Source organism: Bacteroidales bacterium (assembly GCA_021157585.1).
Taxonomy (GTDB): domain Bacteria; phylum Bacteroidota; class Bacteroidia; order Bacteroidales; family UBA12170; genus UBA12170.
Genome location: JAGGWH010000133.1, coordinates 1 through 14096 on the forward strand (window position 1 = coordinate 1; position 14096 = coordinate 14096).

15 protein-coding genes are annotated in these 14096 nt (G+C 33.3%); 2 read left to right on the forward strand and 13 right to left on the reverse strand.

What is annotated here, in order from left to right; genetic code table 11:
* Window positions 1-374: 374 nt before the first annotated feature.
* The 13 genes from J7K39_09140 to J7K39_09200 form a co-directional block, all read right to left on the reverse strand.
* On the reverse strand, window positions 375-578 hold the full coding sequence (locus tag J7K39_09140; protein ID MCD6180053.1) for a YwbE family protein: 204 nt from the start codon (window positions 576-578) through the stop codon (window positions 375-377).
* Between the two features lie 169 nt (window positions 579-747).
* Window positions 748-1203, reverse strand: coding sequence for a cold shock domain-containing protein (locus J7K39_09145; GenBank protein ID MCD6180054.1), 456 nt, complete (start codon window positions 1201-1203; stop codon window positions 748-750).
* Window positions 1204-1468: 265 nt separating this feature from the next.
* The gene (ettA, locus tag J7K39_09150) at window positions 1469-3148 is read right to left on the reverse strand and encodes an energy-dependent translational throttle protein EttA (GenBank protein ID MCD6180055.1); all 1680 of its coding nucleotides are present in this window, start codon (window positions 3146-3148) and stop codon (window positions 1469-1471) included.
* A gap of 78 nt (window positions 3149-3226) precedes the next feature.
* Entirely contained in the window at window positions 3227-4468 is a 1242-nt protein-coding gene (locus J7K39_09155) for an ABC transporter permease (GenBank protein MCD6180056.1), read from the reverse strand.
* Between the two features lie 340 nt (window positions 4469-4808).
* Window positions 4809-5720, reverse strand: coding sequence for a hypothetical protein (locus tag J7K39_09160; GenBank protein MCD6180057.1), 912 nt, complete (start codon window positions 5718-5720; stop codon window positions 4809-4811).
* Between the two features lie 148 nt (window positions 5721-5868).
* Window positions 5869-6471, reverse strand: a complete 603-nt coding sequence (locus J7K39_09165; GenBank protein ID MCD6180058.1) for a TraR/DksA C4-type zinc finger protein — start codon at window positions 6469-6471, stop codon at window positions 5869-5871.
* Window positions 6472-6482: 11 nt separating this feature from the next.
* The gene (locus J7K39_09170; protein ID MCD6180059.1) at window positions 6483-7376 is read right to left on the reverse strand and encodes a cation transporter; all 894 of its coding nucleotides are present in this window, start codon (window positions 7374-7376) and stop codon (window positions 6483-6485) included.
* A gap of 5 nt (window positions 7377-7381) precedes the next feature.
* Entirely contained in the window at window positions 7382-8371 is a 990-nt protein-coding gene (locus J7K39_09175) for a hypothetical protein (GenBank protein ID MCD6180060.1), read from the reverse strand.
* A gap of 9 nt (window positions 8372-8380) precedes the next feature.
* Window positions 8381-9142: a sulfite exporter TauE/SafE family protein gene (locus J7K39_09180; GenBank protein MCD6180061.1), complete on the reverse strand. Its 762-nt coding sequence runs from the start codon at window positions 9140-9142 to the stop codon at window positions 8381-8383.
* Window positions 9143-9192: 50 nt separating this feature from the next.
* Window positions 9193-9498, reverse strand: coding sequence for a winged helix-turn-helix transcriptional regulator (locus J7K39_09185; GenBank protein MCD6180062.1), 306 nt, complete (start codon window positions 9496-9498; stop codon window positions 9193-9195).
* Between the two features lie 63 nt (window positions 9499-9561).
* Window positions 9562-10590: an ACR3 family arsenite efflux transporter gene (gene arsB / locus J7K39_09190; protein ID MCD6180063.1), complete on the reverse strand. Its 1029-nt coding sequence runs from the start codon at window positions 10588-10590 to the stop codon at window positions 9562-9564.
* A gap of 7 nt (window positions 10591-10597) precedes the next feature.
* Window positions 10598-11023: an arsenate reductase ArsC gene (locus J7K39_09195; protein ID MCD6180064.1), complete on the reverse strand. Its 426-nt coding sequence runs from the start codon at window positions 11021-11023 to the stop codon at window positions 10598-10600.
* A gap of 1 nt (window position 11024) precedes the next feature.
* Window positions 11025-11357: a winged helix-turn-helix transcriptional regulator gene (locus tag J7K39_09200; GenBank protein ID MCD6180065.1), complete on the reverse strand. Its 333-nt coding sequence runs from the start codon at window positions 11355-11357 to the stop codon at window positions 11025-11027.
* Window positions 11358-11483: 126 nt separating this feature from the next.
* On the opposite strand from J7K39_09200, the gene J7K39_09205 reads away from it, so the two are divergent.
* Both J7K39_09205 and J7K39_09210 read left to right on the forward strand, forming a co-directional pair.
* Window positions 11484-12986, forward strand: a complete 1503-nt coding sequence (locus tag J7K39_09205; GenBank protein ID MCD6180066.1) for a glutamine synthetase — start codon at window positions 11484-11486, stop codon at window positions 12984-12986.
* A 142-nt stretch (window positions 12987-13128) separates the two neighbouring features.
* Window positions 13129-14088 carry a tRNA-dihydrouridine synthase family protein gene (locus tag J7K39_09210; protein MCD6180067.1) on the forward strand — a complete coding sequence of 320 codons (960 nt, stop codon included), beginning with the start codon at window positions 13129-13131 and terminating at the stop codon, window positions 14086-14088.
* Window positions 14089-14096 lie beyond the last annotated feature (8 nt).

A 14096-nucleotide genomic window follows, 5' to 3' on the forward strand; every position in this document is an offset into this window, starting at 1 on the left:
CTGGCAATAGCCCAAGGGTTGTGAATAAACATTTTAGATTCAATTCTTTCGCCATCTTGTGTAATTACATAGCCAAGGATTTGTTCAGAATATGCTTCTGGTGTGTACCAATCTTGTGCATTTACAGTTACAAAACTTAGTGCGAATAAGAGGGTAATAAATAATTTTTTCATAAAATTAATTTTTTGTGTAAATGAATTTTTTTATTGATTTGATAATATCTTTTGTGAAAAATAAGCGGCAAATATAAAAAAACCCGTAAATACAATATGTAAACAGAATGCTTATTTTAAGACAAACGAATCTAATTTGAATGCAAGAAATGCAAAACCTAATATGTCAATAACTTATTGTAAATCCTACAGAAAGTAGAACTAAATGAGAATATTTTTAACGCGACCTACTTCACCGGTTTCGAGCATTACTTTTATACCGTGATGATGATTTGGAGATTTGGTAAGGATTCTTTTCACAATACCTTCTGTTAATTCACCACTTCTTTGATGATGTTTTTGAACCACTTCTACTTCGCAACCCACTTCAATATTTTTTCTTATTCTACCGTCTTTATTTTCCATTGTTTTTAATATTTGACACAGCAATATTATACGCATAATTGATTTGAAGATATTTTATAGTGGAGATTAAATACTTTTAGGGTAGGGGGATAAAACAACAATAATTAGGCGAGAATTAAACTCGTAAAATATCGGTTGTAATTTCTTGTTTGATGAAAAAAATCAGACTTTATTTAAAAAGTTTCACTTTTACGGCTATAGGTCCTTTTTGACCCATTTCTACTTCAAAGCTAACAATATTATTTTCTTTAATTTCTTCAAGTAAATTATTTACGTGAACAAAAACACTCTCATGAGTTTCAGAATCTTTAATAAAACCAAAGCCTTTAGAATCGTTGAAAAAGGTTACAACACCTTTTCTAACTACATCCATTTCTGTTGCTGCATCGCGTTTAGGAATACCAATTTCGATATTCTCGGCCTTAATTACTTTTTTCTTTATGGTAGGATCGGGAGGCGTAGATGTTATCATTCCGTTCTCGTCAACATAAGCCATCATATCTTCTAAACTGCTTTTTTTCTCACCCTCTTTGCGAGCTAATCTTTTTGCAGCTTTTTCTTTTCTTTTTTTCTCTTTTTTGTTTCTTACTTCTTTCTTATTGAATGTTTCTTGTGATCTGCCCATAAATATTTTCCTGTTTTGGTGTAAAATTGTAGCTGCAAAGATAGCGTACTTTTTTGTAAGTTTGAAAAAACCATTTTTAAATAAAGATATAAATATGAATATTCGCTTTTTCTACCTCTTCCTTATTGTTGAGTGATTGTCTTGTTCGTCGGAGCAGCAAAGCAATTTAGACTTAGTTTTTATTAAAGATGGTATATTTTTAAATGTTCAGGATAAACAAATGAAAAATTACCGGAATTAAATAAACATGGGAAATAGAAGGGTTTTAATCGCTTTTTAATTTCTTATAGCGAATACGTTCCGGTCCTTTATCGCCTAATCGTTTTTTCTTATTTTCTTCGTATTCCGAATAGCTTCCTTCAAACCAATATACCTGCGAATTGCCTTCAAAAGCTAAAATATGAGTTGCTACTCTGTCTAAAAACCATCTGTCGTGAGAAATAATAACCGCACAACCTGCAAAATTTTCCAGTCCTTCTTCAAGAGCTCTTAGCGTATTAACATCAATATCATTAGTTGGCTCATCTAATAATAGCACATTAGCTTCTTGTTTTAAAGTAAGTGCCATATGCATTCTATTCCGCTCTCCTCCGGATAAAACGCCGGCTTTTTTACTCTGATCGGTTCCGCTAAAATTAAAACGCGAAACATATGCTCGGCTGTTCATCGATCTATTTCCTAATTGAATATTCTCGTTACCTTCGGATATTACTTCCCAAACAGATTTTTCCAAATCAATATCTTGATGATCCTGATCTACATAGGCTATTTTAACTGTTGGTCCTACATTAAATTCTCCTTTATCTACATTATCAATCCCCATTATTAAACGAAACAAAGTCGTTTTTCCGGCTCCATTAGGTCCAATAATACCAACAATACCATTTGGAGGAAGATGAAACTCAAGATTCTCAAAAAGTAATTTGTCGCCAAATGCTTTTGAAACACCTTTTGCTTCAATAACTTGATTTCCTAAACGAGGTCCGTTAGGTATATATATTTCTAATTTTTCTTCTTGTTGCTTTTCATCTTGATTCATTAAGCTGTCATAAGCTTTTAAGCGAGCTTTTGACTTTGCATGTCTGGCTTTTGGTGCCATTTTAACCCATTCTAATTCTCGCTCTAATGTTTTGCGTCTTTTACTGGCGGTTTTTTCTTCCATAGAAAGACGGTTTGTTTTTTGCTCTAACCAAGAAGAGTAATTTCCTTTCCAAGGAATACCCTCACCACGATCTAATTCCAATATCCAGCCCGCAACATTATCTAAGAAATATCTATCGTGGGTAACGGCAATTACTGTTCCTTTATATTGTTGCAAATGCATTTCGAGCCATTGTATAGATTCAGCATCTAAATGGTTTGTGGGTTCATCAAGCAAAAGAATCTCCGGCTCCGAAAGCAGAAGGCGACATAAGGCAACCCGTCTTTTTTCTCCACCGCTTAAATTTTTAACGCTGGCTTCTGACGGAGGACAACGTAAAGCGTCCATAGCTCGCTCTAATTTATTGTCTAGTTCCCAAGCATCGTGTTGATCCAGTAAATCTGTTAATTCTCCTTGCCGATCGATGAGCTTCGTCATTTCATCATCAGACATAGGCTCTGCAAAACGATTATTTACTTCTTCATATTCTTTAAGTAGAGAAACCGTTTCGGCAACACCTTCTTCAACTACTTGTTTCACTGTTTTTTCCGGATCGAGGTAAGGCTCTTGATCCAACATACCAACATTAAAACCCGGCGAAAAAACAACATCACCTTCCGTTGGCTTCTCTTTTCCGGCAATAATATTTAGTAAGGAAGATTTTCCCGAACCGTTTAATCCGATAATGCCAATTTTAGCACCATAATAAAACGAGAGGTAAATATTTTTTAAAACCTGTTTGCTTGGACCGTACTTCTTAGAGACGCCCACCATTGAAAATATAATTTTCTTATCGTCAGCCATAATTTAAACAACTAAATTGTTTGGTAAAACTACAAAAATCGTTTGAGTATTTTTATAAATAGATTAGTTATAAAAGCCTTAACTTAATGAGCGCATAGCTTCAACAGGATCGAGTTTAGAAGCTTGATAAGCAGGTATAAAACCACTTACTAAACCAATTAAAGACGAAACCGTAATTCCTAATATTACATTTCCCATTGTAAGTACCATACTAAAATCGGTGGAGGCATTAATAACTAATACTACAGCAAACACAATTAAAAGACCAAATATTCCTCCGATAAGTGCGAGGAAGACAGCTTCAAATAAAAACTGAAATAAGATAAAATAATTCTTTGCTCCAAGAGATTTTTGAATACCGATAATATTGACTCTTTCTTTTACGGAAACAAACATAATGTTAGCAATACCAAAGCCTCCGACTAATAAAGAAAATCCACCTATAACCCATCCAATTGTACCGATAATACCAAAGAAAGCATCAAAACCTTTACTGATAACACTAGTTTCGTTAATGGCAAAATCATTCTCTTCACCGGGTTTTAATCGGTGATATGACCGTAAGATTCCGGTTAACTCATCGCGAAGTTGTCCGTTAGTAATATTGGGTTTGGCTAAAACGGCAATAGTACCACCTCCCGAGCGACGTAGATTTACAAAATTTCGCATATAATTAATGGGGAGAATAAGCGTTTTATCCGGTGAGTTGCCAAAAGCATCGTCGCCTTTTTTTTTGATAACTCCAATGACATATGTTTTATAGCCGCCAATTTTTATGTTCTTGCCAATAGGATCTGTATTAGGAAACAAATTTTCAGCTACTTCGGAACCAATAAGCGCAACACCTCTTCCGTTATTTGCTTCTAACTCAGTAAAAAAACGACCGTTGGAAATCTCTAAGTTCATAATTTTTGGATAGTCGTAAGAAACTCCTTGAACGCTAATATTTTCCATAATATTATTTCCGTTCTTAAGGGTTTTGTTGGTTCCTGCCATAAATGAAGCCGCTTCCATTAATTCACTCTTTTTATTTATGGTATTTAAATCATCGAGATTAGGTTCGTCGCGGTTCATAATTTTCCACCACTCCAGATTTTCTTGCATCCAAGGCCATTTTTGAACAAATAATACATTGCTTCCTAAAGAATTGATACTGTCGCGAAGATAAATTTCCATTGAATCAAAAATAGTGAAGACAGCAATCACCGAAAAAATACCAATAGTTATACCTAATAGTGATAGAAATGTTCTTACCTTGTTTACTACCAGCTCATTAAAGGCAAATATTAAACTTTCTCTTAATAGCTTCAGATAAATCATAAAATTGGTTTTTATGGTTGACGTTAAAATCAGGTAAAGGTAACAAAATTCGCTCCGTGGATATAGAATAAATTTCAGAAAACAGACCGGTTTATTTGTAAAGTTCTCAGCGTATTAAAAAATTGTAAAAATCAATATAATAAATACTTGTAAAATAAGGTATTGTATTTAACTGCAATGAACACTAAGATTCCGATAACTATCGGAACGCAATGGACGCAATATATTGTAAATCACAATAGCAACCTTCGTGTTCCCTTTGCGATCCTAGCGGTAAAACAATAATTATCTAATAATCAATCCGTTTAGAAATTTAAATACACTGACTGGTTATAAAAAATCAACTTTCTATAAAATCTATTAGAGCATCGATAAGCTCAGGAGAGCGTAAGTAACCAAATGATTTATGCGGATTGGAAACACCATTCATTTGATAAGTATTATGGATTAAAGTATCAACAACACGAACACCTCGGCTATTTGGTTTAAAATCATCGGCTAATTTTTTATCAAGAGTAATATTATCTTTTATTGCTGCAAAATTATACCATTTTCGATATACCGCTTCGGGAGTTTGAAGCTTGATATGTCCCTGATTAACTAATTTAGAAGAGTGCGCTATTTTGCTAATTACAAAAGGAGCACCTAAAGGCGAACCCATGGTGACGAAAGTGTTAATTTTAGTTTCTTTAGCAATAAAGCTTAACACATCAAAAGCAATTATTGTCCCCATAGAATGAGCGATTAAAAAAATTTGATCATTATGATGTTTCTTTAAAAGATCGATTAATCTTTGATTGATGCGCCTTTTTAATTCACAATCAGGACTAAGGTTATTTTCACAGTCTTCGGTAAAATATACCTCTAAATCTCTAAAATTATTGTGAATAAAATTCTTAGCTAAGAAAGGATACCTCAGCTTATAATTCTTTTTAAGAAATATTTTATAAATAAAATGCTTCAGTAATTTAACTAATTGTAAACGCACATAAAAATTTCCATTTACAGATTTCTTATTTTCAGGAGTGTAAACCTCATCTAAAAAATAAGGACTGTTTTTATCTTTTTCATTAGGAGATAACGGTTTGTCGTAAAGTATATCAGCCCAGTATACAAGTTCAAGCAAAGGTAATTCAATATTTTTCCCGTTATTTTTTAAGCCTTCTTTAATGGATGCTTTAGCCCAATTTTCTAATAAATTTTTAGGAGGTTTATTTCTCAAGCCATGAATTGCAATGATAACTTTCTTCATTTTAATAATTATAATTGTCAAGAAGACAAATTTATCATTTAAAGTTTAACCTTTACACAGGTAGTTACTTGAGCTCGTTAAATTAATTTACGCTTGATTTTTTGTAAAGAGGGAGATAAAGTAACTTTATCTCCCTCTTTACTTTTAATTATTTTGCCGCACAATCTATGCAAACCATTTTTCCGCTTTTAACACGACCGTATTGTTCAACAACCATTTCGCCACATTCTTCGCAAACAAAACCGTCAAATGAATGCGTTTCTTTAGGCCATTCATAAGTAAAAACATCAGAAACAATCATTATTTTTTCTTCGGGAGCTCCCATAACCATTTTTACTAAAGGCTCAACAACTTCGTCAGGCACTTTTGTTGGTGCTACGCCTACCATTCTGTAATTGGTAAAGAATTCCGTTTTTTTACTGGCCAACATCGCTTCAGCTCTTGGAGTAACCCGTACAGCACGATTTGTTTTTTTATCGATAAGAGTTAAGCCCCATTTGCCTTTGTGGCTTTTTTCGATATTTCCTTTTCCAAAAGTACAGCCTGTAATAACCTGTACACCATCGGCAAAACAAGTAGCACAATGGTTATCGCCTAGTTCCAAAATAGCGTGAATATTACTATCGCCCGTGCGTTCTACACCTAGCTTATTTAATGCCGCTGCTCCAACTCTTAAGCCATTTGGCATTGCTGGACATTTATGTCCGTGAAATGTTTGCCCGAATTCGAGCCATTCTTGAGGATTAATCATAAGACTTATTATTATTTATTTATAATTTGTTTATTATCTGAAACCGAAAATTCCGGTTGGATAGTCGTGTGTTGAATATTAAATGGAAGTAAAGCCGCTTTTATCTTAATCAGGGTTTTTTCAAAATCGCTGATATTTATATTTTCCAAAACATCAATATGCGCTTCAAACATAATATCGTGTTCATTAATTTGCCAAATATGAACATGATGTACGTTTTTCACCTCCTTTAAATTTTCTATTGCTTTTACAACTACGTCAACATCAATATTCTCTGGGGTAAATTGCATAATAATCCGAAGTGATGATTTAAAAATAGTAAGTGATAAATAGAGTAAATAAGCCGCTATACCTATTGAAAAAACAGCATCAATCCAATACCATTGCAAATATTTCATTACTAAACCCCCAATCAAAACCGCAATAGAAGTAAGCATATCACTAAAAAGATGCAGATAAGCCGATTTAATATTCATATTATTTTTAGCATCCTTACGGATAAATAAGACACTTAATCCGTTAACGGCAATACTTGCTATTGCTAACCAAATTACCCAATCGGCAGCTATTTTAGTAGGATAAAAAAATCGCTGAACGCCTTCAAAAAGAATAAAAATGGCAAGCACAATCAATGTTGACGAATTGATAAAAGCAGCAATTATCTCAGAACGTTTAAAACCATAAGTGTGACTATTTGTTGCTTCTCTTTTTGTTAGTTTATTGGCTATATAACTAATAATTAATGATAATACATCACTAAAATTATGTGTCGCATCGCTAACTAAAGCCATACTACCCGAAATAATTCCACCAATTGCTTCGGCTAATGTTATTAGAACATTAAGCGCTATTGACCAACCTAAATTTTTACCATTAACTTCGTGGTGATGATGTTCATGTCCCATAATTATTATTTAAAAAATACTTGCATTTGAATTGAAGCTATATAATTTTCTATTTCCCCTTCATTTATTTGAAAGAAATTATCGAAATAGAGTTTTATTTTATTCTTATTTATTAGGTAATTATACGCTAGTCGATAATAAGGCTTGTCCGTAGTTTCCTCAATTAAATCAGTATACTTTTCGTAAGAGAAAACAAATTGGTTTTTATTCACATTAAGTGTAGATAGAAAATAAAATCCTTCGGCTTTTTCTCCTTCAAAATTGGCATTTAAATATTCTGCTTGAAGCTCAAAAAACCGCGCTTGGAAGTGCACAAAAATATTCGATCGAAAGTCGTTTCCAGTGTATAAAAACGAATCTGGTAATACTTTTGGGATTTCTAGATTTTGGGCATATCGATATTGTAAAGAATAACCAATCTGAAACTTGTTTTGATTCAAAGGAATATTCAGGATTGTTTTATGGCTTAACATATAACCCTGATTTTGAAAGCGATATTCCTTAACTCCATAGCCATTAAAAATTCCAAAATGTGTTTGAATACGTTTGTTTTTGGAATGTAAATTTGCTTGAATTCCGATATCTCTAACGCCCAACATTCCGCTAGGAATTAAAGCGTCTATAGCCTTGGCTCGCTCAATAGTAGATAGAGAATAATCTGACTGAAACCGTTGCAAACTATATTCCGGAACAAACTGACCAAAATCAACAGAAAACAAACCCAAAGTGTAGGCTATTTTTACGTCCTGCAAAAAGAATTTTTCTTGAGCTATGCTCGAAATAGTTGCCTGAACCTTATAAGACCAATGCTCAGAAAACTCCGGACTTGATTTCATCCAAAGCTTTAATCGGCGTAAAGAAAAACTGTTATTATCTATGAAATTACTGGAAGCACGCAATTGAGTATAACCATTCCATTCTAATTTAGCCAGATTCTCTTGTGAAAAAGCAGAAATTGTAAATAATAAAAATAAGAGTACGCTTAATTTCTTCATAAGTTTTAATTAGGCAATAAATGTGCTGATGGCTTCCCAGCTTAACTTAACAGCAATCGCTATCAGAACGATGGCGTAAATTTTCTTGACCATTTTAGGTTTAGCTTTATTGCTCATAAAACGAGCACCAAATTGAGAACCAATAATTACAGCTCCAACTAAAATCAGCGTTAAGGGCCAATTCATTTCGCCTTGTGTCATATGACCCAAATAGCCAGAAAACGATGAGAAAGTTACCACGAAAGCTGTTGTTGCTGCGGCTTCTTTTGTTTTATAACCTAAGGCCATTAAAACGGGAGCAAAAATAAATCCACCTCCTATTCCCAACATTCCACCAATAAACCCAACAGATAATCCAACTAAAATACCGATAATAATACGCTTTTTAAGCGATGATTTTTCCTCGGGCTCTTTTTTGTTCACCTGTAAAAGCATACGAATAGCAGCAAATAAAACCAAAATGGCAAAAGCCATTTTTAGATTTGACACTTCTACATATTGCGATGAATAAGCGCCAAATGGTGAAGCAATTAAAGCCGAAACGGCCATAAAGATTCCTCCTTTCCAGTCAACCAGCTTCTTCATTCCAAATTGGATAAGCGCAAAAGAAGTGTTTAATCCATTCAATAAAAGTCCAAGGGGGAGAGCGACAGTAATAAAATCGAAACCCGCCCAGTTTAAGGCAGGAACATAAACCATACCACCTCCAAGACCTAGCATTGCAAATAAAAAGGAGGCAAATAAAATAATAATTCCAATAATAATATTCATACGTTTAATTGTTTATCGCAAATAGACGATTTACATATGTAAAAAAATAGTTAACGAAATAACTCATCAAATAATAATTGTGCTTTTTTCCAATTTTCCTGATTGATACAATACTTTATTTTGGGTGGGGTTAATTCGCCCTGAATTAATCCTGCACCTTTCAGTTCTTTTAAATGTTGCGAAATAGTGGATTGAGCTACAGGAAACAGCTCAACCAAATCGCCAGTAAAGCAGCATGCCTGATGTTCCAATAACTTTAAAATTGAAATACGCAGTGGATGGCCGAGCGCCTTTGCGAAGCGCGCCAATTCCTCCGTCGTTTCTTCGTAATTAATTTGTTCTGTGTTTCTATTCATTTCTAATCGCAAATATACGATTTATTTTTGACTTAGCACTTTTTAACCCCCTTTTTCTTATCTTTAATATTTCCATTTATTTGCCAAAGCAACAAGAGATAACATTAGAGGAACCTCAACCAAAACGCCAACTACAGCGACAAGAGCTGCGGGTGATTGTAAACCAAATAAAGCGATAGCTACAGCCACGGAAAGTTCAAAAAAATTACTTGCCCCTATCATAGCTGCAGGAGAGTTAATGGCATGCGGAAGTTTCAATTTCCGACCTGTAAACCAGGTAAGAAAAAAGATGAAATACGTTTGAATAATTAAAGGAATAGCAATAAGCAAAATAATTAAGGGTTTATTGGTAATTGTATTTCCTTGAAAAGAGAAAAGCAAGATCAAAGTAAGGAGTAAGGAGAAAATAGATACCGGTTTAAATTTTGGTAAAAATTTATTTTCAAACCATTCTTTCCCTTTTTTGCTTACTAAACTTTTTGTTGTAATATAACCTGCAACTAGAGGAACAGCTACAAAAATTAAAACGCTAGCAACCAAGGTATCATAAGGAATTTGAACATCGGTAATCCCTAGTAAAAGACTAACAATTGGGATAAAAGCTACCAGAATAAATAAATCGTTAACCGATACTTGCACTAAAGTAAAATTAGGATCGCCATCGGTTAAATAACTCCACACAAAGACCATAGCCGTGCAGGGAGCCGCACCTAAAAGTATGGCGCCAGCAATATATTCTCCGGCCAATTCAGGACTAATGATAGCGGCGTATATTTTAGTGAAAAATAACCATGCAAAGAAAGCCATAGTAAAAGGTTTGATTAACCAATTGACAATTAAAGTCAGGAACAATCCTTTGGGTTTTTTACCAATATTTTTAAGACTTGAAAAATCAATCTGAAGCATCATTGGATAAATCATTAACCAAACCAAAATAGCCACCGGAATATTAACATTGAACACTTCAATATCACTAAGAATTTCTATACTTTGACCTGAAAAATTCCCTATAAAAATACCTGTTGCTATACAAAGAGCAACCCAAAGGCTGAGGTATTTTTCAAAAAAACCAATTTGTTTCTTCTTTTCCATCATACAATCAAATTTGAGGTTTAATTTCTTTTAGGTAGAACTTATAAAAATGCTCGTTTATTTCATTCCGAACACGTATGTATTCACTCCAAATAAATTCATCAGTCCCTATTGCATCTGACGGATCGTCAAAACCAATATGTAATCGGTATTTTACTTTTCCGATAAAATTAGGGCAAACTTCGTTAGCACCCCCACAAACCGTAATTACATAATCCCACTTATCGTTTAAATATTTTTCTACCGAATCAGAGGTGTGATGACTAATATCGATTCCTATTTCCTTCATTGCTTGTACCGCCTTAGGATTTAATTTGCCGGAAGCTTCTGTTCCGGCAGAATAAACCTTTAAGTTTTTGTTATAAGACACCAAAAACCCCTGTGCCATTTGACTTCTACAGCTATTGCCCGTACATAGGATTAAAATTTTCATATTATTTACATTTATAATCTTGAATACTCAAATTATCAAGAAACAGTTGAAGAATTAATTTTAACTCGGTAATATTTTCAGAGTTTAAACAATATTTGGTTTTTATCTCATTATTGTACCCTTGTATAAGACCGGCTTCTTTTAATTCTTTAATATGTTGATTAACAGTTGTTCTGCTTAATGGTAATTCGCTTGAAATATCAGCTGTAATACAGGAGTTGGATTCTGCTAAAAATTGTAATATTTGTAAACGTGCGGGATGAGCCAAAGCCTTAAAATAATGTGCGCTTTTTACAAGCTCGATATTAAATAATTCTATTTTTGATTGTGCCATTGTATTTTTTTTGACGTAAATATACGTCAAAAACTAATTGCTATGAAAAAAAAGATTTTTCTATTTTAAATGAATAGATTTCACGACTTTTGTTTGAGTATTAATAATTGAAATTAATAGAATATTATGGCTACTGACTTTTTACTTAGTCCGGATCCTTTAGTTAGGTTCTTTAAAAAATCACGACAAGAGTTTACTCGTAAAGACATTATTGAATACATTAAAGATCAGCAAATAGAGATGCTGAATTTTAGATATGTTGGTGGCGATGGGAGATTAAAAACACTTAATTTTGTGGTTAGTGATTACGATCAATTAGTTGAAGTTCTTTCTTCCGGGGAGCGTGTTGATGGCAGTAGCTTATTTCCTTATATTGAAGCGGGGAATAGCGATTTGTATGTAATTCCTCGTTTTAGAACGGCTTTTTTAAATCCATTTACAGATATACAAACGCTTGATATTCTTTGTTCTTTTTATAATAAAGAGGGTGAGCCTTTTGACGGATCTCCGGAATATATTTTACAAAAAGCACATCGTTCGCTTAAAGAAAAAACAGCTTTAGATTTTGAAGTCATGGGCGAATTGGAATATTATGTAATTAGTGAAAAGGAGCCTTATTTTGTAACCGATAATCAAAAAGGTTATCACGAAAGCACTCCTTTTACCAAATGGGAACAATTGCGTCGTGAAGCTATGTTGGCAATATCTTCAATTGGAGGAAACATAAAATACGGTCATTCTGAAGTAGGAAATTTTACCGTTGGTAATTTAGAATACGAACAAAATGAAATAGAATTTAAACCATCTAAACTCGAAGATGCTGCCGATCAATTAATAATTGCAAAATGGGCATTACGTACTTTGGCTCATCGTTATGGAGTAACTGTAACTTTTGCTCCTAAAATTACCGTTGGTAAAGCCGGAAGCGGATTGCATATTCATACTCGCCTGATGAAAAACGGTGTAAATCAAATGATAGAAAACGGAAAAATTAGTGCTACAGCAAAAAAAGCTATTGCCGGATATTTGTCCTTAGCAAAATCTTTAACTGCTTTTGGAAATACTAATCCAACATCATATTTTAGGTTAGTACCTCATCAGGAAGCTCCTACAAATATTTGTTGGGGCGATCGTAATCGTTCTGTTTTAGTTCGTGTTCCTCTTGGGTGGAGCGGACAAAAAGATATGCTGAAAAATGCTAATCCGTTAGAAGAAACAAATACAACCGACTTTAGCAGTAAGCAAACGGTAGAGTTTCGTTGTCCTGATGGTTCGGCAGATATATATCTTTTAATAGCAGGATTAACGGTTGCTGCTCGTCACGGATTAGAAATGGAAAATGCTTTGGAGTATGCCGATAAAACTTATGTCGATGTAAATATTTTTGAAGCAAAGTATAAAGAAAAAGCAGATAGTTTAGACAACTTACCTGTTTCTTGTTGGGACTCAGCAAAAGCACTCGAATCTCAAAAAGACATTTTTATGAAATATAATGTTTTTGATAAGCGAACAGTTGATGGTATTATTGCTAATCTAAGAGCATTTAAAGATGAAAATTTACGTGTGGAAATAGATAATGATGAAGAGAAAATCTTAGAATTAGTCGATCGCTTTTTCCATTGCGGCTAAATCAGTGAGTCTTTAATTTTGTGAAGCAAAATTATATAGCCGAACTGATTCTGAGCGTTTACATTGAGCGCAGTCGAAATGTAGTCGAAGGATCACATGGAACGCCAAAGACGCTATACTATTATAGTAACTGAAATTTAATATGAAACAAGAAGTTCATATCTATTTTGCTCCTTTTCAGAGCATTACTACTCCTACTTTTCGTAATATATATTCACAATATTTCAAAGGAGTTGATAAAATGTTTACTCCTTTTTTTGCTAATATAAAAGCCGGTGAGAAATTAAGTTTAAAAGATATTAAAGCTCTAAAAAATCAAAAAGAGAATAATATAGAAGTCGTTCCGCAAATTTTAAGTAAAGATGCTGATGAAATTATTTGGTTTGCGCAAAATTGCCAACAAATGGGATTTAAAGAGCTAAATTGGAATTTAGGATGTCCTTATCCACAAGTAGCCAATAAAAAATCAGGTTCCGGCTTATTACAATATCCTAATTTAGTAAATGATATTCTGCAAAAAGTAAGCGCAGAAATAAAAATCCCTTTTTCTATAAAATGCAGATTAGGTTATGAATCTAAAAATGAGTTTGACGAACTTATACCTATTTTTAATCATTATCCTATTAAAGAAATTACTATTCACGCACGTACCGGAAAACAGATGTATGGCGGGGAAATAAATAGAGAATATTTTGCTGATATTGTTTCTCAAATAAATTCTCCCGTAGCTTATAACGGTGATATTTTCAGCCTCGACGATTTTATAGAATTTAAAAATAATTTTCCTAGTGTAAATAGTATAATGTTAGGTAGAGGAATCCTCAAAAATCCTTTTCTCCCTGCCCAAATTAAAGGCTTGGATTTACCGGTTGATTTAAAATCCCATCTTAAGTTATTTGTCGATAATTTGTATTACGCTTACAGAAAAGAAAAAAATAATCAACTTAGCTTATTAAGTGCGTTAAAAGAATATTGGACATATTTAGCCAATGCTTTTGATGAACCAAATAGAGTTTATCGGAAACTTAAAAAATGTAAATCTTTTGATGCTTATGAAGATGCCGTTAATGCTGTTTTTGAAGAATATAATTTAACTGTGTAAAATAATAT